General features: G+C 69.0%; 24 protein-coding genes and 2 tRNA genes. 12 read left to right on the top strand and 14 right to left on the bottom strand.

Annotated elements, in window-relative coordinates; genetic code table 11:
* Nucleotides 1-391: 391 nt before the first annotated feature.
* Nucleotides 392-1,183, bottom strand: a complete 792-nt coding sequence (locus tag BIX52_RS00415) for an IclR family transcriptional regulator (protein ID WP_075219069.1) — start codon at nucleotides 1,181-1,183, stop codon at nucleotides 392-394.
* A gap of 332 nt (nucleotides 1,184-1,515) precedes the next feature.
* Here BIX52_RS00415 and panC point away from each other — a divergent pair, with 332 nt between their 5' ends.
* Complete coding sequence (gene panC / locus BIX52_RS00410) at nucleotides 1,516-2,385, top strand: pantoate--beta-alanine ligase (RefSeq protein WP_075219068.1); 870 nt, start codon at nucleotides 1,516-1,518, stop codon at nucleotides 2,383-2,385.
* A gap of 81 nt (nucleotides 2,386-2,466) precedes the next feature.
* Here panC and BIX52_RS23570 read toward each other — a convergent pair whose 3' ends face one another.
* A complete protein-coding gene (locus tag BIX52_RS23570; RefSeq protein ID WP_245803076.1) occupies nucleotides 2,467-4,407 on the bottom strand; it encodes a LysR substrate-binding domain-containing protein in 1,941 nt (646 codons plus the stop codon).
* 204 nt (nucleotides 4,408-4,611) lie between these two features.
* Between BIX52_RS23570 and BIX52_RS00390 the strand changes: the two genes are divergently transcribed.
* Both BIX52_RS00390 and BIX52_RS00385 read left to right on the top strand, forming a co-directional pair.
* On the top strand, nucleotides 4,612-5,619 hold the full coding sequence (locus BIX52_RS00390) for an aldo/keto reductase (protein WP_075220045.1): 1,008 nt from the start codon (nucleotides 4,612-4,614) through the stop codon (nucleotides 5,617-5,619).
* Nucleotides 5,620-5,842: 223 nt separating this feature from the next.
* On the top strand, nucleotides 5,843-6,283 hold the full coding sequence (locus BIX52_RS00385) for an RrF2 family transcriptional regulator (protein WP_075219067.1): 441 nt from the start codon (nucleotides 5,843-5,845) through the stop codon (nucleotides 6,281-6,283).
* A 110-nt stretch (nucleotides 6,284-6,393) separates the two neighbouring features.
* Here BIX52_RS00385 and BIX52_RS00380 read toward each other — a convergent pair whose 3' ends face one another.
* Complete coding sequence (locus BIX52_RS00380) at nucleotides 6,394-7,110, bottom strand: RraA family protein (protein WP_075219066.1); 717 nt, start codon at nucleotides 7,108-7,110, stop codon at nucleotides 6,394-6,396.
* 121 nt (nucleotides 7,111-7,231) lie between these two features.
* Here BIX52_RS00380 and BIX52_RS00375 point away from each other — a divergent pair, with 121 nt between their 5' ends.
* Nucleotides 7,232-8,011: an SDR family oxidoreductase gene (locus BIX52_RS00375; RefSeq protein ID WP_075219065.1), complete on the top strand. Its 780-nt coding sequence runs from the start codon at nucleotides 7,232-7,234 to the stop codon at nucleotides 8,009-8,011.
* Between the two features lie 60 nt (nucleotides 8,012-8,071).
* On the opposite strand, the gene BIX52_RS00370 is transcribed toward BIX52_RS00375, so the two are convergent.
* Complete coding sequence (locus tag BIX52_RS00370; protein ID WP_075219064.1) at nucleotides 8,072-9,070, bottom strand: Gfo/Idh/MocA family protein; 999 nt, start codon at nucleotides 9,068-9,070, stop codon at nucleotides 8,072-8,074.
* Between the two features lie 494 nt (nucleotides 9,071-9,564).
* Between BIX52_RS00370 and BIX52_RS00365 the strand changes: the two genes are divergently transcribed.
* From BIX52_RS00365 to BIX52_RS00355, 4 genes are all read left to right on the top strand, one after another.
* A tRNA-Gln gene (locus tag BIX52_RS00365) sits at nucleotides 9,565-9,638 on the top strand.
* 397 nt (nucleotides 9,639-10,035) lie between these two features.
* Complete coding sequence (locus BIX52_RS22660; protein WP_139312684.1) at nucleotides 10,036-10,311, top strand: hypothetical protein; 276 nt, start codon at nucleotides 10,036-10,038, stop codon at nucleotides 10,309-10,311.
* 187 nt (nucleotides 10,312-10,498) lie between these two features.
* On the top strand, nucleotides 10,499-11,275 hold the full coding sequence (locus BIX52_RS00360) for a short-chain dehydrogenase/reductase (protein WP_075219063.1): 777 nt from the start codon (nucleotides 10,499-10,501) through the stop codon (nucleotides 11,273-11,275).
* Nucleotides 11,276-11,298: 23 nt separating this feature from the next.
* Nucleotides 11,299-12,180, top strand: a complete 882-nt coding sequence (locus tag BIX52_RS00355) for an alpha/beta fold hydrolase (protein WP_075219062.1) — start codon at nucleotides 11,299-11,301, stop codon at nucleotides 12,178-12,180.
* An 84-nt stretch (nucleotides 12,181-12,264) separates the two neighbouring features.
* Here the strand turns inward: BIX52_RS00355 and BIX52_RS00350 are convergent, their stop codons facing one another.
* The gene (locus tag BIX52_RS00350) at nucleotides 12,265-13,080 is read right to left on the bottom strand and encodes an enoyl-CoA hydratase/isomerase family protein (RefSeq protein WP_083660041.1); all 816 of its coding nucleotides are present in this window, start codon (nucleotides 13,078-13,080) and stop codon (nucleotides 12,265-12,267) included.
* Nucleotides 13,081-13,356: 276 nt separating this feature from the next.
* Here BIX52_RS00350 and BIX52_RS00345 point away from each other — a divergent pair, with 276 nt between their 5' ends.
* The gene (locus BIX52_RS00345; RefSeq protein WP_075219061.1) at nucleotides 13,357-14,553 is read left to right on the top strand and encodes a CaiB/BaiF CoA transferase family protein; all 1,197 of its coding nucleotides are present in this window, start codon (nucleotides 13,357-13,359) and stop codon (nucleotides 14,551-14,553) included.
* A gap of 170 nt (nucleotides 14,554-14,723) precedes the next feature.
* Here BIX52_RS00345 and BIX52_RS00340 read toward each other — a convergent pair whose 3' ends face one another.
* The 4 genes from BIX52_RS00340 to mtaB all read right to left on the bottom strand — a co-directional run bounded on the left by BIX52_RS00340 (nucleotide 14,724) and on the right by mtaB (nucleotide 19,601).
* Nucleotides 14,724-16,061, bottom strand: coding sequence for an amidase (locus BIX52_RS00340; protein WP_075220043.1), 1,338 nt, complete (start codon nucleotides 16,059-16,061; stop codon nucleotides 14,724-14,726).
* A gap of 936 nt (nucleotides 16,062-16,997) precedes the next feature.
* Nucleotides 16,998-17,073 (bottom strand) — tRNA-Lys (locus BIX52_RS00335).
* Between the two features lie 117 nt (nucleotides 17,074-17,190).
* Complete coding sequence (gene ftsY, locus BIX52_RS00330; RefSeq protein WP_075219060.1) at nucleotides 17,191-18,333, bottom strand: signal recognition particle-docking protein FtsY; 1,143 nt, start codon at nucleotides 18,331-18,333, stop codon at nucleotides 17,191-17,193.
* Entirely contained in the window at nucleotides 18,330-19,601 is a 1,272-nt protein-coding gene (gene mtaB, locus BIX52_RS00325; protein WP_171973568.1) for a tRNA (N(6)-L-threonylcarbamoyladenosine(37)-C(2))-methylthiotransferase MtaB, read from the bottom strand. Before mtaB ends, ftsY begins: the two co-directional genes overlap by 4 nt.
* A gap of 113 nt (nucleotides 19,602-19,714) precedes the next feature.
* On the opposite strand from mtaB, the gene BIX52_RS00320 reads away from it, so the two are divergent.
* Nucleotides 19,715-20,251: a GNAT family N-acetyltransferase gene (locus BIX52_RS00320; protein WP_075220041.1), complete on the top strand. Its 537-nt coding sequence runs from the start codon at nucleotides 19,715-19,717 to the stop codon at nucleotides 20,249-20,251.
* A gap of 1 nt (nucleotide 20,252) precedes the next feature.
* Nucleotides 20,253-20,789, top strand: a complete 537-nt coding sequence (locus tag BIX52_RS00315; RefSeq protein WP_083659900.1) for an inorganic diphosphatase — start codon at nucleotides 20,253-20,255, stop codon at nucleotides 20,787-20,789.
* A gap of 234 nt (nucleotides 20,790-21,023) precedes the next feature.
* On the opposite strand, the gene BIX52_RS00310 is transcribed toward BIX52_RS00315, so the two are convergent.
* On the bottom strand, nucleotides 21,024-21,233 hold the full coding sequence (locus tag BIX52_RS00310) for a cold-shock protein (RefSeq protein WP_075220039.1): 210 nt from the start codon (nucleotides 21,231-21,233) through the stop codon (nucleotides 21,024-21,026).
* 448 nt (nucleotides 21,234-21,681) lie between these two features.
* Here BIX52_RS00310 and BIX52_RS00305 point away from each other — a divergent pair, with 448 nt between their 5' ends.
* The gene (locus tag BIX52_RS00305; protein WP_075219059.1) at nucleotides 21,682-21,972 is read left to right on the top strand and encodes a hypothetical protein; all 291 of its coding nucleotides are present in this window, start codon (nucleotides 21,682-21,684) and stop codon (nucleotides 21,970-21,972) included.
* Nucleotides 21,973-22,016: 44 nt separating this feature from the next.
* Here BIX52_RS00305 and BIX52_RS00300 read toward each other — a convergent pair whose 3' ends face one another.
* Genes BIX52_RS00300 through BIX52_RS00285 form a run of 4 tightly spaced genes read right to left on the bottom strand, consistent with a single transcriptional unit; the run spans nucleotide 22,017 to nucleotide 24,458 of the window.
* Nucleotides 22,017-22,397, bottom strand: a complete 381-nt coding sequence (locus BIX52_RS00300; RefSeq protein WP_075219058.1) for a metallopeptidase family protein — start codon at nucleotides 22,395-22,397, stop codon at nucleotides 22,017-22,019.
* A 15-nt stretch (nucleotides 22,398-22,412) separates the two neighbouring features.
* Nucleotides 22,413-22,922: a disulfide bond formation protein B gene (locus tag BIX52_RS00295; protein ID WP_075219057.1), complete on the bottom strand. Its 510-nt coding sequence runs from the start codon at nucleotides 22,920-22,922 to the stop codon at nucleotides 22,413-22,415.
* A complete protein-coding gene (locus BIX52_RS00290) occupies nucleotides 22,919-23,497 on the bottom strand; it encodes a YqaA family protein (protein WP_075219056.1) in 579 nt (192 codons plus the stop codon). Before BIX52_RS00290 ends, BIX52_RS00295 begins: the two co-directional genes overlap by 4 nt.
* A 7-nt stretch (nucleotides 23,498-23,504) precedes the next feature.
* Nucleotides 23,505-24,458, bottom strand: coding sequence for a glutathione S-transferase family protein (locus BIX52_RS00285; RefSeq protein ID WP_075219055.1), 954 nt, complete (start codon nucleotides 24,456-24,458; stop codon nucleotides 23,505-23,507).
* Between the last annotated feature and the right edge of the window lie 7 nt (nucleotides 24,459-24,465).

Here is a 24,465-nt window from a genome sequence, read left to right as displayed (position 1 = left end):
GCAGCGTCACGCCGCCCGCCGGTGCCCGCGCTACCGGCTGCACGATCTTTCTCGCCACGGAAGTGCCCAGCTGCATCAGTTGGTCCAAACCGTGCGAAAGCGGCTCTAAACCCCGTCTCGCTGGGGGGCGCCTCGACCGACGCAGCCCACACGCTCGCCGGCGAGGCACGCTGCGACGGTCCCACCGGCGGCACGTTCGCGCCGCGCAACAACGCCCGGCATGCGTGCTCATAGCGCCCTTGGGTGACCACCGCCCCACCAGGGGAACGCCACACTTGCCGGGTCGCCCTGGTGCACGGCGCTGTCTGGCCCTGGTCCATCAGTCGATCCGACCGTGCGAGAGGGCCTCGCAAGCGGGTCCGCCCAGAGCCGCATCACGTCAGGCGCGGTTTCAGGCGGCTCCGCTCGGCGCCATTACGGGGGCGGGGGCGGCGGCCGGGGCCTCGGTCCTGTGGAGGGACGCGCCCCTCATGCGCGCGACGCAATCGCGGATCACCCGGCCGAGCTCGTCCAGCCGGTCGGCCGTGCGCACGGTGGGGCCGCCCGTCACCACCGCATAGGTGCTTCCGTCCATCGTCAGGGGGATGGCGACGTCGCACATGTCCGGCATCCATGTCGACCGGGCGGCGAACCAGCCGCGCTGCAGACCCATGGCGATGGCCTCTTCGACCTTGGCCGGCGTCATCGGCGTGCGCGGTGCATACCGCTCGAACGCGATCTTGCGCAGCAGGGCGGCCCGGTGAACCGGATTCACCTGGCTGAGAAGCGCCTGCCCGGCCGCTGTGGCATGAACGGGGACACAGGAGCCGGGTGCCGCATCGAGACCGGTGCGCCCCACGCTCTGCCTCATGTGCAGCACCACGGCATGAAGCCCGGACTGCGCGGCGATGCAGGTGTCTTCGCCCCCATGGTCGGCGATCTCGTCCGCGAGGTCGACGAGGGCGGGCGGAAGCGGCTCGGCCGGGCTGAACTCCTGCGCCAGCAGCAGCCAGCGCCGGGTCGGATAGAACCGCCCCCTCGCCTCGGCCTCGTAGAGGAAGCCACGGTCGGTCAGCACCGCCAGAAGGCCAAAGGTGGTGGACCGCGGCCAGTCGAACCTGTCCGAAATGTCGGCGGCGCTGATCGGCTCGCAATGCCGTGCATAAAGTTCAAGTAGATCTAAAATTTTGGCAGCTTGCTTCATCGGCTCAACCAAATTCTATTTGATCCGCCACACGGCATCGCCGCAACCGCGACCATCGATCGTCATGTTCAAAATATGCCATGCAATATCACGCAAAGCAACTTTAAATCATGTCGATCAATAAACTGCGGTAATATGGGCGAGTGGGGTCATGCTTCACCGGACTGTTCTTCCGGGCCGGTGGAAAAGATCGCGAATATGGAAATATAAAGCATGCTCGGCCAGGCCAGAGCGGCCGGCGGCACCCGGCGGCGGGCTTGAGATGCAACACCTATTCATGCCATGCCGACCCTCCGGGACCGGCCCCGCGGCCATCGGGGGAGGGAAACATCGTGCAGGTCATCACCACCAAAGACGACTTCAAAGCCGCCATGGGCGCTGAGAAAGCCCAGCGCCGCAGCATCGGCCTCGTCCCCACCATGGGCGCCCTGCACGACGGACACATCAGCCTCGTGCGCCAGTCCCGCGCCTCGTGCGACCTCACGGCCGCCACCATCTTCGTCAACCCGCTCCAGTTCGGCGAGAACGAAGACTTCGGCGTCTACCCCCGCACGCTGGAGAGCGACCTCGCCAAATTGGAGCGCGCAGGGGCCGACGTCGCCTTCGTCCCCGCCGTCGCCGACATCTATCCCGACGGGTTCGAGACGAGCCTCACCAACAGCGCGACGAGCCGCGTCCTGTGCGGCGCCCACCGCCCCGGCCACTTCGACGGGGTGCTGACGGTCGTCCTCAAACTCCTCAACATGTCCCGCTGTGACCGCGCCTTCTTCGGCAAGAAGGACTACCAGCAGCTCACCCTCATCCGCCGCATGGCGCTCGATCTCGACGTTCCGGCCGAAATCATCGGCTGCGAAACGGTGCGCGAGGAGACCGGCCTCGCCCGCTCCAGCCGCAACGCCTATCTCAGCGCCGACGACCGCGCCCGCGCCGTCAAGCTCTCCGCCGCGCTGATGGCGATGCGCAGCCGCTTCGACGCCGGCGAGCGCGACGTGTCCCAGCTCATGCTGGCCGCCGCCCCGGTGACGAACGACCCCGCCATCAGCCTCGATTATCTCGAAATCCGCTCGCCCGACCTCGCGACGCGGTTCGAGAGGTCCGTCGAGGGCCCCGCCGTCGTGTTGATCGCCGCGAAGATCGGCAGCACCCGCCTGATCGACAACATGGAGCTCGGCGAGCCGGCCGAGTGGGTCGCCGCCGCCTGAGCCGCGGGCGGACACGCGCCCCGGAACCGCCGGCGGCGCCCGCCACCGGATCGGCCGAACCGCAGCCCGCGCGCCGCACGCTCAACGGGTCAGACTGATCGGCGTCCCCCACGGATCGGTGAGGCCGAGCGCGGTGCCGTTCGCCGTCGACGCGAGGCCCTTCGCCTCGGCCCGCGCGGCGATCGCCTCCATGGTGGCGCCCTCACGCGCCACCAGGTTCAGTTCGGCAAGGCCCGTCATCGGCTGCGGCCGCGCCCCGGCGCCCCGGCTGTTCCACACGTTCCCGGCAAGCTGATGATGGTAGCCGCCGCTGCCGTAGAAGCTGGCGCCCGGATAGTGGGACGAGATGGTGAAGCCCAAGACGTCGCGGTAGAAGCCGTCCGCCACCGCGGTGTCGCCCACCTGAAGGTGCACGTGGCCGATCAAGCCGCCGTCGGGAAAGCCGTCATAAGGTTCCCCGCCGCCTGACCGCAGCAGGTTTTCCGCCAGCAGCGGCTCGGTCGCCATGGTCACAGACCCGCTCGCCGTCTGCCACTCCGACGCCGGCCGGTCCGCATAGACCTCGATGCCGTTACCCTCCGGATCGGACAGATAGATCGCCTCGCTGACGATGTGGTCGGACGCGCCCTGAAACTCCAGCTTCTGTGCCAGCGCGCGGGCGAACCAGCGGCCGAGATCGGCGCGCACCGGCATCAGGAAGGCCGTGTGGAAAAGTCCCGCCTGGCGCCGGTCGAGGGGGGCGGCCTGCGGGTCGGCCTCCAGGTGCAGCAGCGGCGTCGTCCGGGTGCCGAGCGTCACCCGCGTTGCGCCGCTCTCCAGCGTCCGCAGTCCGAGCACGGTTCGGTAATAGTCCGCCACCATGTTGAGATCGCGAACCTTGAGGCAGACAGAGCCGATCCGCAGCGGCGCTGCGTTCATGTCGAAGTTTTGGCCCATCGATTGCCCCTTTGATTGCGCGTCTGATCCGGCGCCGTCATGGGCCGCGCTGTCCGACATGGGGTAAGGTCGAGCGGTTGTAGACACCACCGTTCGGCAGATAATTTCATCCATTATGGATGCAATCGCCGGTAACCGGATCAACTTGTCGCTATTTTCGGTCGTGGTCGGAGTGGACGGGACGCTCGAATCTGGCCACCGGTCCCGGAAATAAACCGCCAAATCGTCGACGAGCGTGCGCACCTTGGCGGCGAGGTGCCGGGTGTGCGGGTAGAGCGCGTAGACCCCGTAGGCCGCCGTCTCATAGTCCGCGAGGACGCGCACCACGCGGCCCGCCGCCACCGCATCACACGCCACGAACCAGGGAACGCACGTGAGCCCCAGCCCGGCCTCCGCCGCCGCCAAGCACGCCTCCGCATTGGCGTAACGGATGCGTCCCTCCACCGCCACGCTCGTCTCGCCGCGCACGGGGTGGCGGAACGGCCAGCGCCTGCCGTCGCGCATGTTGGTGTCCACCACCGCATCATGCCGGCTGAGGGCGCCGAGGTCCGCCGGTGTGCCGCGCGCGGCAAGGTAGGCGGGCGACCCCACGACGACGATCCGCATGTCGCACAATTTGCGTGCGATGAGGCTGGAGTCGGCCGGACGCCCGATGCGAACCGCCAAGTCGAACCCCTCGTCGACGATGTTGACCACGCGGTCGGTGAAGGCGACGTCGAGCGCGATCGCCGGGAAGAGCGCGGCGAAGGCGTTCAACGCCGGCGTCAGTTCCCGCGCCCCGAACGTCAGCGGGGCGGTGAGCCTCAGCCGCCCCGCCGGCCGGCCCACGGTGTCGCGGATTTCAAGGTCGAGCTCGTCCAGCGCGTCCATGATCGGGCGCAGGCGCGCGTAGTAGGCCCGTCCCGCCTCCGTCGGCGCAACGGCCCGCGTCGTGCGGTTCAAGAGGCGCACCCCGAGCTCCGCCTCCAGCCGTGAAACGAGCTTCGAGGCCTGGCCCGAGCTCGTCCCACGCTTCTGCGCTGCGGCGCTGAAGCTCCCCTCGTCCATCACGGCGATGAACATGCGATCGGCGGTCAGCCTGTCCATTCGTTCCCATCCGGCCATGGTGCGCCGCTGAAGCGTACCGCTTCTTCCGTTGCCGCATCAATGCCGTAGCGACCATCCGAGACTTTCGTGCGTTGCGCGGCTCCCGCGCGCCGCAGTAGCGTGGCAGCGGGCGCCGGCAGCTCTCGGTCGCGGCCCCCAAGAAACCGAAAGGACACGCCGATGCCCGCCACCTCGACTTCCCCGATGCCCATGGCCACCCTCGGCCGCAGCGGCTTGACCGTCTCGCGCCTGTGCCTCGGCACCATGATGTTCGGCGGCCGCGCCGACGAGGCCGAGTCGGCCGCGATCACAGACCGCGCCATCGACGCCGGCATCAACTTCTTCGACACCGCCGACGCCTATAATGGCGGGCGCTCCGAGGAGATCCTCGGCCGCCTCCTCAAGGCGCGGCGCGACAAGGTGGTGATCGCCAGCAAGCTCGCCAATCCGATGGGGGACGACCCCAACCACCGCGGCCTCTCGCCGGGCTGGATCCTGCGTGAGGTGCCGCGCATCCTGAAGCGGCTCGACACCGATCGGCTGGACGTCCTCTACCTCCACAAGGAGGACCCGCTCACCCCGCTGGAGGAGACGGTGAGGGCGCTCGAGATCCTGGTGCGTCAGGGCAAGGTGCTGCACATCGGCGTGTCGAACCACAAGGCGTGGCGCGTCGCGAAGCTGACCCGCTATTGCGAGGAGGCGGGGATCGGCCGTCCCGTAGTCTGTCAGCCCCTCTATCACGCCCTCAACCGGACGATCGAGGTGGAGCTTCTGCCGGCCTGTGCGGACATGGGGATCGGCGTCTACCCCTACAGCCCCATCGCGCGCGGCGTGCTGACGGGCAAATATCAGCCCGGTGCCGAGGCGCCCGCGGGCAGCCGCGCCGGTGCGCGCGACAAGCGCATCATGGAAACCGAGTTCCATCCCGAGACGTTGGCCGCCGCCGCCCGCCTCGCCGAACACGCGGCGGCGCGCGGTGTGGACCTCGCCACGATGGCGCTCGGCTTCGTCATGGCCAATCCGATGGTGACCGGCGCGATCGTCGGCCCCCGCACGCTCGCCCAGCTCGAGGATTATCTGAAGGTGCTCGCCTTCCAATGGACGCCGGAGGACGAAGCCGCCTTCGACGCCGTGGTCCCCAAAGGCTCCACCGCGGTGCGCCACTTCGTCGACCCGCAATATCCTGTCGAGGGCCGTCCCGCCGCGACCTGATCGACGATCTTCGCCGTCCGCCCGGCAGCGCGCACGACGCATCTGCGCGGCGCGCACCATGACGTGGCTCAAGGCGGCCGCTCGCCGACCGCGAGACGATGGGGCCGGGATCGCGGCCGTTCCGGCCCGCCTTCCTCGTCCACAGGCCGAGGGCGGGCGGGCAGGGGGCACCGCACCCGACGGCCATTGCCCCGCACAGCGGGCGCCATCGCGGAGCCTTGCCATGCGGTTGACGACCTTCACCGACTACGCCGTGAAGATCCTGCTCTACCTCGCCGCCCATCCCGCCCGGCCGTCGACCCTCGCCGAGATCGCCGACACCTACGCGATCCCGCGCAGCCGCATCGCCAAGGTGGCCGTGGAATTGGAGCGGGAGGGATATGTCACGAACGTGCGCGGGCGCGGCGGCGGATTGAGCCTCGCCCGCCCGACGGCCGAGATCAACATGGGCCGCCTCATCCGCCACACCGAAGGATGCATCGACCTCGTCGGCTGCAGCACCTGTGTCGCGCGCCGCGTCTGCCGTCTGACGTCCCCGCTCGACGAGGCTGTCGCCGCCTTCTTCGCCGTCCTCGATCGTCACAGTCTGGACGATGTCCTGAACAGGGACGGCGCCCGCCGCCTGTTCGACGGTCTACCGCTTCACGCCCCTGCCGCGGTCTAGCTGCACGCCCTCGCCGGGGAGGGCGATGCCGTGCTTCAGGCCGCCGCGCCACCCGGACTTCGGCGTCCCGCCCGTCCTGCAGCCGCGCACAGTGCGCAGTGCACCGGGAGTTACCTGCCGGCCTCCTTGCGCCACGCCTCGAACGCGGCCTTCGTCGCCTCGTTCGGCGGATAGGTGCCGACCAGCGGCGCACCCTCCTTCACCCGCGCCAGAACGAACTCCTCCAACAGCTCCCGCTCCACCGCCAGATCCGCGATCCTCGCCGCCATGTGCGCCGGGATCACCACAACGCCGTTGGAATCGCCCATCAGAACGTCACCCGGACACACCGCGACCCCCGACAACCCGATCGGCACGTTGAGGTCCGTCACGAAACGGTGCGACAAATAGGTGGTCGCCGCGTTGCCGCACGCCCACACCGGCATCGCAATGGTCGAGATCGTCGCCGCGTCCGACACCGAACCGTCCGTCACCACTGCCGCGACGCCCTTCACCGACAGATGCGTCGTCATGATGTCGCCCATGAAGGCGGTGCGCGTCTCGCCCCCCATGTCGACCACCAGCACCTCGCCGGCTCCGATGTCTGCCACCGCCTGCGCCTGAAGGTTCGCCCGCTCGCCCTTCGTCTGCGCCTCCACGAAGTCCTCGCGCACCGGCACCGTCCGCACCGTGAAGGCGGTGCCGACGAAGCGGTTCGTCGCCGGGTTCACAGGGCGCGGCCCGAACAGCATCGTCGTCTTGTAGCCGTTGTACCAGAGCAGGGCGACGACCGCCGGAACGGACACTCCCATCAGCTTCTGCCGGACGTCTTCGGTGAGTGCGCTCATCTCAGCCTCTCGTGTGTCTTCGGCAGTATGTTAGACAATTAGCCAAACGGGGCAATTGCGTCCGCCGCGCATTGCACGTCATCGCGGTGTATAGAAAGCCCCCAAAACCAGAAGGACCGACATGGATACCAAACTGACCGGCAAGCGCGCCCTCGTTCTGGGCGCCAGCCGCGGCCTCGGCTACGCCATCGCCGCAGGCCTCGCCGCCGAGGGCGCCAAGGTCGCGCTCGCCAGCCGCTCCGCCGAGCGTGCCGCCGAAGCCGCCGGGACGATCGGCAACGGCGCCGTCTCCTTCGCCTGCGACACCGCCAAATCCGCCGACGTCGATGCCCTCCACGCCGCCGCGGTGGACGCTCTCGGTGGCCCGGTGGAGATCCTCGTCCTCAACTCCGGCGGTCCGCCCCCGGGCGCTGCCCAAGGTGTCGCCTCCGACCAGTGGCGCGCGTCCTTCGAAAGCATGTTCGTCAACCTCGTGCGCCTCGCCGATCTGGCGCTTCCGGGCATGATCGAAAGCGGGTTCGGGCGCATCATGACCGTGGTGTCGTCCGGCGTTGTGCAGCCGATCTCGAATCTCGCCATCTCCAACGCCATCCGTCCGGCGCTCATCGGCTGGGGTAAGACGTTGTCGGCCGAGGTCGCCAAGCACGGCGTCACCGTCAACGCCATCGCGCCGGGCCGCATCGCCACCGATCGGATCGCCGAGCTGGACGCCGCCAACGCCAAGCGCACCGGCCGCACGCCCGAAGAGGTGCACGAGGCGTCGAAGGCGTCGATCCCCGCGGGCCGCCTCGGCAAGCCCGAAGAGTTCGGCGCCGCCGCCGTCTTCCTCGCCAGCGAGGGCGGCGCCTACATCACCGGGTCCGTGATCCGCGTCGACGGCGGCCAGATCCTCTCGGTCTGACCCCCGATCCGCATCGACGGCGGCCGGACCCTCGCGGCCCGGCCCCACGGGGCCGCCGCGTCACACCGCGATGGGGCGGCCCGCCTCCGCCGACGCCGGCACCGCCTCGAACGCGGCGATGCCGTTGACGATGTCCGCCGGCGTCACCTGCGCCGGCGCCTCGCCGCGGATCGAGGCCGCGAACGCCTCGACCTCGGCGCGCTCGATGTCGAACGGCTCGAACGCGCGGCGCGTCTCGCTCCCGTCGGTCAGCGTCACCACCATCGTCTCGCTGCCGCGCCGCGCCGCATCGCCGTTGATCTCGGCCTTGCCCTTGGTGCCGTAGGCGACGATCCGGTAGGTCGGCGCCGTCGCCGTCATCATCAACAGCGAGGCCGTCGCGCCGGACGCCAGCCGCATCGTCACCACCGTGGTGTCGTCGAGCGGAACGTCATGCACCCTGCGGCACGACACCGCGAACACCTCCGCGATCGGCCCTGCGAGGTAAATGATCCCGTCGATGTGGTGGATGCCGGACCCCGCCAGGCCGCCCGCCGGGCTCTCCCCCGGCGCGATCCGCCAGTGTCCGGCCTGATAGCGCCCCGTCATGTCCGACGAAAAATTGGTCTCGATGTGGAGGAGCGTGCCCAGCGCGCCGGCCTCGATCATCTCCTTCAGCGTCACCATCGGCGCGAGGAAGCGCCGGTTGTGCGCCGCGGTGACGAGGACGCCCGCCTCATCCGCCGCCGCCAGCGCCGCCTCCGCGTCCGCCTTCGTCAACGTGAACGGCTTTTCCACCAGCACCGGGCGACCGGCGGCGATGCACTGGGCGATCTGTCCCGCGTGCGCCGAGTGGGGCGAGGCGAGCACCACGCCCTCCACCGCCGGATCGGCCAGCGCCTCGGCGAGCGTGGCGACCGCGGTGAGGCCGCGCGCCTTCGCGTCGCCGTCGATGTGCGCCGGGTCGCGGCTGACGGCGGTCACGAAGCGCACCGTGGGGCTCGTGGTCTGCACCGCGTCCACCAGCACCTTGCCCCAGCGCCCGAGTCCGACGATTGCAAGCTGAGTGGGGGCGGTCATGGCGGTGGCTCCGGTCATCGTGAAAGGCCTTGGGCCGAGTGACCCGACCCGAAAGGCGTTGTTGTATTGTTAGACAACTTCCCGCGCCCTGTCTCTGCGAACCGCCACCTTCGACCACCCGCCCACCACACGTCTGCACGCCGCAGGCCCGTCGACATGCAGCCCTTCATGTGCCCCAGCGCGCGATCCGCGCCGCATGTGCCGGCAGCTACAGCCGCGGGCGCCCCATCGGCGGCCGGTTCGCAGCTACAGCCTCAGGCGCCCCATCGGCGGCCGGTTCGAGGCGGCGCTGCACCATAGCCGGGACCGAACCCGGTGGCGGCGCCGGCCGATGCGCCCGTGTGGGCCGTTTGTCCACAGACCGCGCCTTGCCGGAGAAGCCCTTGACGGGTCCGCCGACAGCCTTTAGAGGGAGCGGCACAGGGCGACACGTCGCGGAGCGCACCCGCTCCGCACGATACCGCTCCCGGAAGCACCCCTCGCGGCTGCTTCATTGGGGGATAGTTTAACGGTAGAACAGCGGACTCTGACTCCGTTAGTCGTGGTTCGAATCCACGTCCCCCAGCCAACTCCAATGCGTCTGTTGATGCCAGTTACTTAGCTGGTTTCTATTCTCGGGAAATGTAGCAGGTCGTGTAGCGACGCTAACCACGCTACTTCGGATTCAGCCGCCCCAGCTACTTTCTATTTAACCTTCTTTATAGATGGCTTGGCCCAAGCAGCCACTGCGCTTCTTTAGCAACTCGCTCTAGCACTTTCGTCAGCAACTTGCGCGGAGCCAACTGGGCTCCTGCGGCCCCCATGGTTGCGAATCGGCAATGGCTCAGGGCGGAGCCTCCAGCCACACGCGCTCTTCTGATTGGAATGCCGCGCTGACTGTGGGGCTATGGTGTTTTGAGCTCCGGACAATTCGACGCTCCCTATGCCCCGCAATCGAAAACGTCGGACCGGATGCCGGCGCGTCCGTGCTGGACATGCCGCAATGCGCGGAACTGGTGGACGCACGGACGCCGATGGCCAACCATTTAGCGCCGCCTGCTTCTTCTGCTCTTTACATCACGGAACTGACGGTAGCGCGATGCCGAGTGCTCGCACTGTTGCCATCAATCCTTCCCGACGTCTTTGGGCGGGAAGACCACATCAACCATAAATCCGAGGCGATCAATTATCAATTCGCCCAATACTACAGCATGCGCACAGGGCACAGCGAACGCGGTCAACTGATGCGAGCTTTCATATAGAATTGTGCTCAGAGGCATGTTCATCGGGTCTCTTTTGGGCTGGCCCATGTCGAACCATCATCCTCCACCCCCGCCGCGGCGCCCACCGGAGCCATCCGGCCCCGCTTGGCTGGACCGGTCATTGCATGCCAAATAAATCGGCTGCGGTCCGGACCGCACGCTCAGCGCACCATCAAGGATCATCAGCATGGACCTCGGACTGAACGGCCGCACCGCCCTGGTGACCGGCGCGTCCAAGGGCATCGGACTCGCCACTGCCCGCATTCTCGCCGCCGAAGGGGTGAACGTCACCCTGGTCGCCCGCACCGAATCCGAACTCGTCGACGCCGCCGCGTCGGTCGAAGGCCCCGGCACAGCCACACCGTTCCCGGCCGACCTGTCGCGCGAGGCCGAACGGCTGCGCCTCGCCCAGAGCGTCGGCCCGGTCGACATCCTCATCAACAATGCCGGCGCCATCCCCGGCGGCAATCTCCTCGAATTCGACGATGCCCGCCTCAAGGACGTCTGGGAGCTGAAGCTCTTCGGCTACATCTCGCTCTGCCGCCAATATTACGCGATGATGAAAGAGGCCGGGCACGGCGTCATCGTCAACATCATCGGTGCGGCCGCCGAAGCGCTCGATTTCGAGTACATCATGGGCTCCACCGCCAACGCGGGACTGTGCGCCTTCACCCGCACCCTCGGCAGCCAGTCCTTCCGCGACGGCATCCGCGTCGTCGCCATCAATCCGGGGCCGGTGGAGACCGGGCGGCTCGAAACGCTGATGCGCAAGAAGGCGGCCGACCGCACCGGCTCCGCCGACAATTGGGAGCAGCTCAAAGCGCCGCTCCCCTTCGCCCGCGCCGCCAGCCCGGAGGAGATCGGCGCCATGGCCGCGATGCTCGCCTCGGACCGCAGCGCCTACACCTCCGGCACCGTCGTCACCATCGACGGCGGTATCGCCAGCCAATCCCGCAGCTTCTAGCCCTTCCGGAGCGCCGACCCTCCATGCCCTTCGTCACCACCAACGACGGCGTCAAACTCTATTATGAGGAGGCCGGCAGCGGCATCCCCATCGTCTTCGTCCACGAGTTCGCCGGCGACTGGCGGTCCTGGGAGCCGCAGATGCGGCACTTCTCACGCTATTATCGCTGCATCACCTATTCGGCGCGCGGCTTCCTGCCGTCCGATGTTCCGGCCGACCCCGAAGCCTATTCGCAGGACCGCGCCCGCGACGACATCCTCGCCATCCTCGACGGTCTCGGCATCGACAAGGCCCACATCGTCGGCCTCTCCATGGGCGGCTTCGCGACGGTCCACTTCGGCTTCACCTATCCGGACCGCGCCCTCTCGCTGACCATCGGCGGCTGCGGATACGGTGCCGAGCCGGACAAGCGCGAGCAGTTCGCCCGCGAGATCGAGGTGAACGTGGAGCGCTTCCTGACGCTGCCGATGGAGGAGGCGGGCGGCTCCTACGCCCTCGGCCCCACCCGCGTGCAGTTCCAGAACAACGATCCGCGCGGCTGGCAGGAATTCCGCGACCAGCTCGTTCAGCATTCCGCGCTCGGATCGGCCAACACCATGCGCGGCTGCCAGGCGAGGCGCCCCTCGCTCTACGACCTCACCGACAAGATGGCGTCGATCACCGCGCCCGCACTCATCATCACCGGCGACGAGGACTGGCCGTGCCTGGAGCCGTCGATCATGATGAAGCGCGTCATCACCACGTCGGCCCTGGTGGTGCTGCCGAACGCCGGCCATACGATCAATATCGAGGTCTCCGCCGCCTTCAACGCCGCGCTGCAGAACTTCCTGCACCAGGTCGACGTCGGCGCCTGGAAACCGCGCGACCCGCGCACGATGGTGGACGGGATCGTCGGCACCAAGTGATCCTCTCCGGCGCCGCCCCCGGACCAGGCGGCGCCCCCGATCGGGGGTGCCTCCCCAGCCAGGGAGGGCAGGCCGAGCGACGCCTCAGCGGCCGGTGAAGTGGGCAGCACGCTTTTCCACGAAGGCGGTGCGCCCCTCGGCATAGTCGGCGCTGGCACCGGCATGCCGCGCCGCCGCCTCGGCGCGCTCGACCCGCTCCGCCGTCTCGCCCTTCGTCAACGCCTCCAGCACCAGCTTGGCCCCGGCGATGGTGAGCGGCGCCGAGGCCGCCAGCGCGTCCGCCCGGCGGTGCGCAGCAGCCATCACGTCGCCCTCGGTCACCTCGCTGACGAGGCCGATGGCGCGCGCCGCCTCGGCATCATGGGGCGCTGCGGAGAACAGCATCTCCTTGGCCGCCGTCAGCCCCACCGCCTGGTACAGCGCCCGCGTTTCCTCGATGCCGTAGACGATGCTGAGCTTGGCCGCCGGGATGGCGAACTTGGCCGTCCTGTCGGCGATCCGGAAATCACACGACACCGCCAGCCCGCAGCCGCCCCCATAGGCGTAACCCGACACCGCCGCGAAGGTCGCCTTGGGGCAATCGACGATCGCCAGCGTGCAGCGGTCGACCCAATGGGCATAGGTCTCGATGTCCTGCGCGCTCGCGCGGACCGTGGCGAACTCCTTGATGTCGGCGCCTGCGCAAAATGAGCCGCCCGCCCCGGTCAGGATGACCGTGCGCAACGCCGCCTCGCGCCCCAGCGCCTCGAAGGTCAAGGCGAGGCCCTGCCACATGGCGAGCGTCATCGCGTTCTTCTGCGCCGGACGGTTCAGCGTCACCACCGCGCATCCCGCGCTCGGCCGCTCCACCTTGATGTGCCTGGCGGCCAGAGCGGGCAATGCCGCCACTTCGTCGTCCATCGTCAGCTCATCACCCTCGGGCACCATAGACCGTCCGCTTCATTGACCGCATTGTTCATGCGATCATAGACGAAGCGGACCCCGCCGAACCATGCACACCGCCATTCTCCGCCACTCTTGTGGATCCGCGCGACTTGGACCCGCGCCATGTGGGCCTGCGTCACGTGGATCCGCGTCACGTGGACCCGTGCGATCCGTGTGCCGTGGAGCCGTGTGACGCGGTGCCCGACCGTCCCTCCTGGCTTCCCGCCATCCTGCCGAACCGAAAGCCGTTCCATGCGTGACCAACCCAACACCACGGGAGCTCTCTCCCACATCCGCGTCATCGACCTGACGCGCGTGCGGGCGGGGCCGACCTGCTGCCGCATCCTCGCCGACCACGGCGCCGACGTCATCAAGGTGGACGCGCCGGAGGGCGTCGACCCCAACGCCGGGATCAACGGCTCGCGCGACAGCCCCGACATGCAGAACCTGCACCGCTCCAAGCGGTCCATCACGCTGAACATGAAGACGCCCGAGGGCCAGACGGTCCTGAAGAAGCTGGTCGCCACCGCCGACGTCGTCGTGGAGAATTTCCGGCCCGACGTGAAATTCCGCCTCGGTGTCGACTACGAGACCCTGGCGGCGATCAACCCGCGCATCATCCTGGCGTCGATCTCCGGCTTCGGCCAGGACGGGCCCTATGCCAAGCGGCCCGGCTTCGATCAGATCGCCCAGGGCCTCGGCGGGCTCATGGCCGTCACCGGAACGCCGGGCCAGGGGCCGATGCGCGCCGGAACCGCCGTCGCCGACCTCTCGGCGGGGATCTTCGCCGCCACCGGGGTCCTCACCGCTCTCCTGGAGCGCGAACGCTCCGGCAAGGGCCAATGGCTGCACACCTCGCTGCTGGAGGCGCAGATCGCCATGATGGACTTCCAGGCCGCGCGCTATCTCGTCGACGGTCAGGTGCCGCCCCAGGCCGGCAACGACCACCCGGTGACGACCCCGACCGGCGTCTTCGCCACCAAGAACGGCCACCTCAATCTCGGCGTGGCGGGCGACGGACAGTGGCGCGCCTTGTGCGCGGAGCTCGGCCAGCCCGACTGGGGGACGGACGAGCGTTTCGCCACCGTCGGCGCCCGCACGGCGAACCGGCCGCAGGTGCGCGCCATGCTGGAGCCGCTCTTCATGGAGGACACCACCGAATCCTGGCTCGATCGTCTGGAGGCTTGCAGCGTGCCCGCCGGACCGATCTACGAGATGGACAAGGTGTTCGCCGACCCGCAGGTGAAGCATACGGGGATGGCCGAGCCGGTGCGCCATCCGCGCATGGGCGACATCCGCCTGGTGGCCACACCGGTGCACCTGACCCGCACCCCGGCGCGTATCTCCTGCGCCGCGCCGGATGCGGGCGAGCACAATGACGCGATCCTCGGTGAACTCGGCTATTCGGCGGACGACATCGCCGCGCTGAAGGCGGCCAAGGCGATTTGAGCGAACGCGCGGCGCCGGGCGCGGACGGGGCGGGGGCGCTCCGTCCGGCTTCAGCGCGTTAAGGAAAAAGTAACCCGCGGGTTACCTCAGGTTGAGGTTCGGGCCGAGGCGATCTCCGCCCGGTCGGCGGCCAGCGCCGTGTTGCGGCCATCGGCACACCGCGGGTGACGTCACGTTGCGCCGCCGACGGCCAGAGCGTCGCCGAGGCGGCCTGCGAGGGGGATGAGCCAGCCCTCGCTCCAGGCCGGGCCGATCAGTTGGACACCGGCCGGGAGCCCGCCCCGGTGCGGCACGGGGATCTGCACCGCGGGTAGTCCCGCGGCGTTGGCGAGTGCGGTCAATTCGCCCTGGCTCGCCGGGGCGCGGGCCGCATGGGGAAAGCTGAGCTGCGGGGTCGTCGGCATCAGGATGAGGTCGACCTCGCGCAGAGCGTGACGCGCCCCGGCGGCCGCGCGGCGCAATGTGGCGTAGGCTGCGGCGAGGCGGGGGGCCGCGACTTCGGCCCCGTAGGCCACCATCGCCGTGAAGGTGTCGCCGTATCGGGCGGGGTCGGCGGCGATCGCCCCGCCGTGCGTCATCGCCGCCTCCGCCTCGATCACCAGGAGGGCGTCCTTGCGCGTGCGGGCGGGGTCCCAGCCGGGCACGGTGATCGGCACCATGTCGGCCCCCATGGACGCGAGGGCGAGGGCCGCGCGGCCGAGCGAATCGGCGACCGCATCGTCCAGCGCCGTCCCCGGCAGGGTGGAGAGGCCGACCTCGAGGCGCGGGCCGCGGGGGCCGGCGAGGCCCCGACGCTCGGCAAACGGGACGCCGGCGGGGTCGGCGGGGTCGAACGAGGCGAGGATGCTCAGTCCGGTGGAAAGGTCCACGGCGCTGGCGGCGATGAGGCCGATCGTGTCGAGGCTTTCGGCGAGGGGGGCAAGACCTGTGCGGGCGATCGCCCCGGCGGTGGGCTTGAGCGCGTAGAGGCCGCAATAGGCGGCGGGGATGCGCACCGAGCCCAGCGTGTCGCTGCCGACCGCCAGCGGCACCATGCCGGCTGCGACCGAGACCGCCGCGCCGCCGCTGGATCCGCCGGGGGTGTGCCCCTCGGAGAGCGGGTTGGTGGTGCGGCCGTGATGGGGATTGTCGCACACGGCCCCCAGCGCGCCTTCGTCCATGTTGGTCTTGCCGACGATGATCGCGCCCGCCGCCTTCAGCCGCGCGACGGCGGCGGCGTCGGCTGCGGCCACAGGGCCGTCCGCATGGCCCGACGTGGTGCGGGTGCCGGCGAGGTCGAGATTGTCCTTGATGGTGACGGGGATGCCGTCCAGGGGCCCGCGCATGGTGCCGCTTCGCCAGCGCAAGGCGGCCTCGCCCGCTGCCCGCCGTGCTTCCTCCGCGGTGACGGTGATGAATGCGCCGAGCGCTGCCCCGTCGGTGATGGCGGCGAGCGCCTCCTCGGCCAGGAGGTGCGGTGTTGCCGCCCCGCTGGCGAGACGGGTGGAGAGGCGAGCGATGGTGGTCATGGCGGCGGACACTTGGCTCAGGAGACGTGGCGGGGCGGCCGTGGTGGGGCGCCACGGGCTGCCGCGCGGGGCGGGGAGATGAGCGAAGGGCGTGGACGAGGCGATGTCAACGCTCGGCGTGCGGGACGACGCAAAGTTCGGCGTTGCCGCAGCGTCGCGGGCGACGGCGCCTCGCGGCGGGACGGGCCGGGGGTGCGGTGTGGGGGGCGGCTCGGGCCGGTTTGCGAGGCGGGCGAGGCAGCGGCGGCGGGAGGCAAGAGGCAAGAGGGGCGAAGAGGTTCCGCGGCAGGATCGTCTTGCGCAACCGGCGCGCCATTTCGCGCTGGGGTTGTGCGACATGTCGATCTCCCGCCCCCTGCCGAAGAGGATGCGCGGCATCAACCGGGCAACGCCGAAGACGCCGTCGGCAGCGCCGACCAAAGGAGGTGCGCAGACCCCCGGTTGCCTGCGACGCGCGGCGGTCGATGCTGGCCGGAACGGTGCTGCGGTGGCGTCTTGGTCCTCGCGGCGACTTTGGCGAGGGACGGCGGCAGGATCGGCCACGCGCGGCCGTTACGAAGAACGTGACGGCGCTGCGATGGGTCGGCCGAGCGGAGGCGGCGAAGGGAGGCCGGTGCGTCTGCATCACCCCAGCCCGGGCGAAGGCGGCGGTGTGGGTGTGGGTGCTGACCTGAGGCGCGTTGGGAGGGTGGTCTGCGACCGGGTCGGAGCGTTGCGTGACGCCACCCGGCGGGCGTCCTCGCGGCGAGTTCGGCGGGGGACGGTGGCAGGATCGGCCACGCGCTGCCGTCATGATGGACGCGGCGGCGATGCAATCGGCCGGCCGAATGGAGGCGGCGGAGGGTATCCGATGCGGTGGAGGGGTATCACGCAGCAGAACGGTGCCGAGACGCTGCGGCGGTTGGGTTCAATCTTCTGGCGATGGTGTGAGAAGATTGGTAGGCGCACACGGACTCGAACCGTGGACCCGCTGATTAAGAGTCAGCTGCTCTACCAACTGAGCTATGCGCCCCAACCGATGGCCGTCTGATAAGCCGGTTCACCGGTAAGGTCAACCGGGGCGCTGTGGAGAAATCGGCCCCGGTGAAAGGATATCTGCCATGCGGCCCCCCTCGTGGGCCGGGCGGCGTCAGAGCCCGGCGATGGCGCGGGCGAAATCTTCGGCGCGGAAGGGGGCGAGATCGTCGATCCCCTCGCCGACGCCGATGAAGTGGATCGGCAATTTGTGCTTGGCGCCGATGGCGACGAGGATGCCGCCGCGCGCCGTGCCGTCGAGTTTCGTCATCACCAGGCCGGTGACGCCCACGGTCTTGCCGAAGATCTCGACCTGATTGAGGGCGTTCTGGCCGGTGGTGGCGTCCAGCGTGAGGAGGACGGCGTGGGGGGCGTCCGGATTGCGGCGCTTGATGACGCGGACGATCTTTTCCAGCTCCGCCATCAGCTCGGCGCGGTTCTGCAGGCGGCCGGCGGTGTCGATGAGGAGGACGTCGGCGTCCTTGGCGGCGTCGAGGGCTTCGTAGACGAGGCCGGCGGCGTCGGCCTTGGGGGCGCCGGCGACGACGGTGCAGCCGGAGCGCTGGCCCCAGATCTTGAGCTGCTCGACGGCGGCGGCGCGGAAGGTGTCGCCCGCCGCGAGGACGACCTTCTTGCCCGCGGCGGCCTCCTGGGCGGCGATCTTGCCGATGGTGGTGGTCTTGCCGGTCCCGTTCACGCCGACGACGAGGACCACGTAAGGGCGCGGCCCGGTGAGGTCGAGCGGGCGGGCGAGGGGGGCGAGCACCTTCTCCACCTCGTCGGCGAGGACCTCCTGCAGCTCGTCCGCCTCGATGCCGCGGGCGTAGCGGCCTTCGGACAGGCGGTCGGTGATGGCCATCGCGGTGTCGACGCCGAGGTCGGCCTCGATGAGGATGTCCTCGAGGTCCTGGAGGGACGAGGCGTCGAGCTTCTTCTTGGTGAAGAGGCTGGAGACCTGATCGCCGAGGCGGTTGGACGAGCGGCCGAGACCTTTGCGCAGCCGGGTGAACCAGCCGTCTTTGGCGGCGGCGGGTGCGGTCGGCGCGGGCGCGGTCGGCGCGGGTGTGGTGACCGCGGGCGGCGGGGGCGCAGGGGCCTCTACCGGTGCGGCCTGTTCTTCGGGGGCGGCGTGTGCTTCGGGCGCGGCTGCGGGGGCGGCCTCGTCCTGCGGCGCGGCCTCGGGAGCAACGTCCGGCGCGGGGGCCGGGTCGGCGGATTTCTTGCGGCCGAAGCCCCAGAAGGATCGGCGCTCGCTCATGCGGCCTCTGCCATGCTCTCGATCGTCAGGACGCTGCCTGCGATGCCGGTCACGCGGCCGGTGACGAAGCTGCCGGGGGCCGCCGCGGCGCTGGTCGACGCGGGCAGGTAGGTTTCGGTGCGGCCGCGCCCGTCCTCCTCCACCAGCACCTCGGCCGTGGTGCCGACTGCGGCGGACAGGGTCGTGGCCATGGCGGCGTCGGCGGCTTCGCGCAGCCGGGCGGCGCGCTCCTTCACCACGGGGCGCGGAAGCTGCGGCATGCGGGCCGCCGGGGTGCCGGCGCGCGGCGAGAAGGGGAAGACGTGGATGTGGGACAGCCCGCAATCGGCGATGATGGCGAGGGTGTTCTCGAACATCGCCTCGGTCTCGGTGGGGAAGCCGGCGATGATGTCGGCGCCGAAGGTGGTGCCCGGCCGGCGGGCGCGCACGTCGGCGCAGAAGCGCACCGCATCGTGGCGCAGATGCCGGCGCTTCATGCGCTTCAGAATCATGTCGTCCCCGGCCTGCAGCGACAGGTGCAGATGCGGCATCAGGCGCGGCTCAGAGGCGAACACGTCGAGAAGGGCGGGGTCGGCCTCGATGGAATCGATCGACGACAGGCGCAGGCGCGCAAGGTCCGGCACGAGGGTGAGGATGCGCCCGACGAGGTCGCCGAGGCTGGGATTGCCGGGAAGGTCGGGGCCGTAGCTCGTCAGGTCGACGCCGGTGAGGACGACCTCGGCGTGGCCGGCGGCGACGAGGCGCTTCACCTGGTCGACGACGCGTCCCATGGGGACCGAGCGCGACGGGCCGCGGCCGTAGGGGATGATGCAGAACGTGCAGCGATGGTCGCAGCCGTTCTGCACCTCGACGAAGGCGCGGGTGCGGGAGGCGAAGGCGTCCACCATGTGCTCGGCGGTCTCGGTGAGCTGCATCACGTCGCTGACGACGACGCGCTCGTCCTTGGCGAGACCGTGCCAGAAGGCGGGGGAGATCTTCTCGCTCTGGCCGGCGATGTGGTCGACCTCGGCCATGGCGGTGAAGGTTTCGGGCTCGGTCTGTGCGGCGCAGCCGGTGGCGACGATGGTGGCATCCGGCCGTTCGCGGCGGATGCGGCGGATGGTCTGCCGCGCTTGGCGGACGGCTTCGGCGGTGACGGCGCAGGTGTTGACGATGACGATATCGTCGTGCCCGGCGGCGCTGGCGAGGGCGCGCACGTTCTCGCTCTCCAGCGCGTTGAGGCGGCAGCCGAAGGTGACGACGTCGATGGGGGCGGGTGACTTTTTCACGGGGGTGATATGCGCTGGCTGGTTGATTGTTGCAACCGGATGTGACCGAAGGGAGTGGGGCCAAGCGTACGAAATCGCTTGCACCTCGTCGATTGTGCCGACACCATCGCATGATGAGCACGGCTGCAATTGCGATCCGAACCGCGAAACCGACCGACGCGCATGGCCTTGCGGACGTGCATGACGCGGCGTGGCGCTTTGCTTATCGCGGCATTCTGCCGGGTGCCGAGCTGGAGCGGATGATCGCCCGGCGCGGTCCGACCTGGTGGCACAAGGCGATCACGCGCCGCGTTCCCATCGTGGTGCTCGAGAATGGCGGCAAGATTCGCGGCTATGTCACCTATGGTGGCAATCGCGTGCGCACACTGCCCTATAAGGCCGAAGTTTACGAGCTTTATATTCAGCCCGAATATTCCGGCCTCGGTTTCGGCCGGCGCCTGTTCCGCACGGTGCAGCAGCGTCTCGTCCGGCGCGGGCACGAGGCACTGGTGGTCTGGTGCCTGGCGGACAACGACCCGGCTTGCCGCTTCTACGAAGCGCTGGGCGGCCGCGCTGTGGCGGGGGCGGACGAGATGTTCCGTGACGTGAAGGTGGCGAAGGTCGCCTACGGGTTCGACCGGGAGCTTCCCGATTCCGACGATCCCTTCTGAGGTGCGCCCGTTCGGCGACCTGCCCTTCGCCGTCGACCCGCCGGGGGACATCAACGTCCTGGTGACGGCCTCTACTGGGGCGCTTCCGCTCGGCGTCTCACTGGACGCGGCGGGTCACCTCGCGGTCGACCGGCTCTATCATACGGCGATGCGGTGTCCGGGCAATCTCGGCCTGATCCCGCGTACGGTGGGTGAGGACGGGCGACCGCTGACGGCGCTGGTGGCGGGCGAGCACGCGCTGGCGCCGGGGCTTGTGGTGGGGGCGCGGCCCATCGGCGTCCTCTACGTCAGCGGGGCGGACGGGGAGGAGATGGTCGTCCTGTGCGTCCCGGCGGCGCGCCTCACCGCGCGTTATGACAGCGTGGTGAACTACAAGGACCTGCCGCAGGGCGAACTGCGGACGATCGCCAACTTCGTCCTTCACTACCGCGACGTGGAGGAGGCGGCGCGTCCGCGCACGGCGGGGTGGGGCGACGTATCGGAGGCGCACCGTGTGGTGAGCGAGGCGGCGGCGCGCCAGGCCGAGCGCGCGCGCTGAGCGGCGGGAGCAGTGTGCTTCCATCGCTCCTCCGCTGCCTGCGGCGAGGTGGGGCTGTCACCGGACGCTGGCGTGCGCGCGGCGTGGCCGGTGCCTCGTCTCCACGCGGTCGACAGCGCTGTCCGGTTCGCACGGCGGTCAACAAAAAAGGGAGCGCGAGGCTCCCTTTTCACGTTCTGGCAAGCCAAGACCAGGCGCCGCTAAACGGGCGGCGGCCTCGGCTACCGGTCAACCTCAGTCGATGAGCTGAAGGTTGGATGCGGACTCGCGCCCGTCACGCCCGCGCTCGACCTCGAACGAGACCTTTTGGCCCTCGTCGACGGTGCTCAGGCCGGCACGCTCAACCGCCGAGATGTGCAGGAAGATGTCGCGCGAGCCGCTTTCCGGCTGGATGAAGCCGAAGCCCTTCGTTGCGTTGAACCATTTCACGGTGCCATTGGCCATCGTGATCTCCATTGATGTTTCCGCCTGCCCGCAATATGCGGCAGTGTGGCTGCAGTCAGAGCAAAATCGTGGACTGTAGCCTGGAGGAAACAGTGTCGGACGATGGGTAACTAAGCGGGTCCCATATGCACGTTTGTCGCGCGGGATACAAGTTACCTCGCAGAAATATTCAGCGGTCTCCAGGGCAAAGCAGAAGATCTACTTTTTCCAATCTGCAGCAGGGATTGTCCCGCCGACAGCAGCGCTTATATCCTCTAGGCGACGTCCTGATATGCCGCGTCATGCCTCCGTGCCACGGGGCGATGGAATGCCTCGATCAGCCGGCCGTGCTGCAACCGGGAAGGTCCGTCGCGGCGCGCCGATTTGCGGGCAACGCGACTCCGACCATCCGGGCTTCGATCAGATAGAGATCCGTACAGGCTGGCCATGCCGCCGCAGGAGAACCGCGATGAACACGTCCCGCGCCAACAATCCGCCCGAACAGATGGAAGCGGCCGATTACAGCCTCCCGGCGGAACTCTTCGTCACGCGCAAGGCGGGATCGAAGCGGGGCGGGCTGCACTATCACCGCTTCGCGACCGCGACGGAGGCGATCAGCTTCGCGGCGGAGGAATATAAGAGCCTGCGTCCCGACGATCTGGTCATGGCCATCGACAACAAGCGCTTCAATCTGGCCTCGGTCAAACTGTTCTACGGCTCGCCCGAGCACGAGAAGGCCAGGGACGGCGAGCCGGCCTGACGCGGCGCGCCGCGCACGCGGCGAAATGCGGGTGAAGGACCAGGTCAGTCCGGCTCGTCGTCGATGGCGTACATGTCGTCGTCGGACAGGCCGAAGTGGTGGCCGAGCTCGTGGACGAGGACGTGGCGGATGACGGCTTGCAGCGTATCCTCGCCACCGGCCTGGAAGGCGAGGATGGGGAGGCGGTAGAGCCAGACGCGGTTGGGCGCCTCACCGGTGTGGGCGGCGCCGCCCCCTTCGGCGAGGCCGATGCCGACGAAGAGGCCGAGGAGATCCATCGGGTCCTCGATGTCCATCTCGTCCAGCACATCGTCCGGCGCGGTGTCGGCGATGCGCAGTTCCACATCGGCGGTGAGGGCGCGCACATCGTCCGGCAGCGCGTCATATTCGGCGCGGGCGAGGCGGGCGAAGGTGTCGGCGTCCATGGCGGCCGGGCGCGGTCAGCGCGGGGCGCGGGCGGTGCGCCCGTCCAGCAGCGCGGCAAGGGCCAGGAGAAGCGCCGATGTACCCGCGGACAGGACGTTCCACCCGGCGAAGCTGAGGCCGAGGAAGCGGCCCTGCACCTCGGTGCAGCTCACGATCACCTCCTGGTCGAGCGCGCCGAGGAGGCCGCCCGGATTGTTGAAGATCTCGTCCCCGCCGCCTGCGCATGTGCTGGGACCGGGCCAGAACCCCCATTCGGCGCCGGCGTGATAGACGCCGAGGCCCGCGCTCCAGGCGACGGCGACGGCGGCGGCGAGGGCGAGAAGGCGCGCCAGAGCCGGTGCGCGCTTGGCCGTCAGGAGCGCGGCGAGTGCCAGCGGGATGGCCACATAGTAGCCGATGCGCTGCTGAAGGCAGAGCGGGCACGGCATGTAGCCTGCGAACTGGAACGCCCAAACGGCGGCGATCGCCCCCAGCATCAGGACCAGGGCGCCGAAGGTGAGAGCGGGCAGGGTGACGGGTCTCATAGGAACCTTACCGCGATGAGGCCGATGACGATACCGGCGCCGACGAGGGCGAGGAGCATGGCGAGGCGCTCCTCGATGAAGCGGCGGATCGGCGGGCCGAAGAGGTAGAGAAGCCCGGCGACGAGGAAGAAGCGCAGGCCGCGGGCGAGCACGCTGGCCGCCATGAAGACCGGCAGCGGCAGCCCCGTTGCGCCGGACGCGATGGTGATGACCTTGTAGGGGAAGGGCGTCACCCCCGCGAGGAAGACGATCCACGCGCCGTATTGGTTGAACCGCTCTGTGAAGCTCGCGAACTTGTCGGCATAGCCGTAGAAGGCGAGGATCGGCTGGGCCACGCTGTCGAACAGGAAGGCGCCGATGGCGTATCCCGCGAGCCCGCCGAGCACGGATGCGACGGTGCAGACGGCCGCATAGAGGATCCACCGCGCCCGCGCCGACAGCACCATCGGAATGAGGAGGAGGTCGGGCGGGATGGGAAAGAAGGAGCTTTCCGCGAAGGAGACGCCCGCGAGCGTCGGGACGGCCCGGCGGCTGGCGGCCAGCGCCATCGTCCGGTCGTAGAGCTTCTGGAGCAAGGTGGCCTCAGGTGTAGTCGAGTTCCGGTCCCAGAGGGACGATGCCCGACGGGTTCAGCATCGTGTGGCTCGTATAATAGTGGTTCTTGATGTGGAAGAGGTCCGTCGTTCCACCGAACCCATCCTTGCCATAGAGCCGCTTCAAATAGGCGGACAGATTGGGATAATCGGCAATCCGCCGCAGGTTGCATTTGAAATGCCCGTGATAGACGGGATCGAACCGCACGAGGGTGGTGAAGAGGCGGATGTCGGCCTCGGTGAGCGTTCCGCCGACGAGATAGGCCGTGTCCGCAAGGCGCGTCTCCAGCCAGTCCAGCGAATCGAAGAGGGCGGAGAAGGCGTCTTCGTAGGCGCTCTGACGGGTGGCGAAACCGGCCTTATAGACCCCGTTGTTCACTGTGTCGTAGATGCGCGCGTTGACCGCGTCGATCTCCTCCCGCAGCGGCTCAGGGTAATAATCGCCCGGTTCGGCCCCGGCCGCGTCGAACGCGCTGTTGAGGATGCGGATCACCTCGGCGGACTCGTTGTTGACGATCGTCTCACGCTCGCGGTCCCACAGGACCGGCACGGTGACGCGCCCGGTGAAATCGGGGTCCGCGGCGAGATAGACCTCGCGCAGATAGCGGGCGTGATTGAGGAAGTCGGCGATGACGCCGGGGCCGCGCTCGAAGGTCCACCCGTTCTCGCCCATGTGCCAGTGAACGACGGACAGGCTGATGACGTCTTCGAGGCGTTTCAGGCGGCGCATGATGAGGGCGCGGTGGGCCCAGGGGCAGGCGAGGGAGACGTAGAGGTGGTAGCGCCCGGCCTCGGCCTTGAAGCCGCCGTCGCCGGAGGGGCCGGGGCTGCCGTCGGTGGTGATCCAGTTCCGGAAGGAGGATTCGTGGCGGTGGTAGGCACCGTCGTCGCCCGCAAGGGTGGGGGCGCCGGTATGCCAGACTCCGTGAAGCAGGTAACCCATTGATCCT

The organism is Acuticoccus yangtzensis (genome assembly GCF_001927245.1).
In the GTDB taxonomy this organism is placed as follows: Bacteria; Pseudomonadota; Alphaproteobacteria; order Rhizobiales; family Amorphaceae; genus Acuticoccus; species Acuticoccus yangtzensis.
This window is presented reverse-complemented; position numbering and strand designations above follow the sequence as displayed.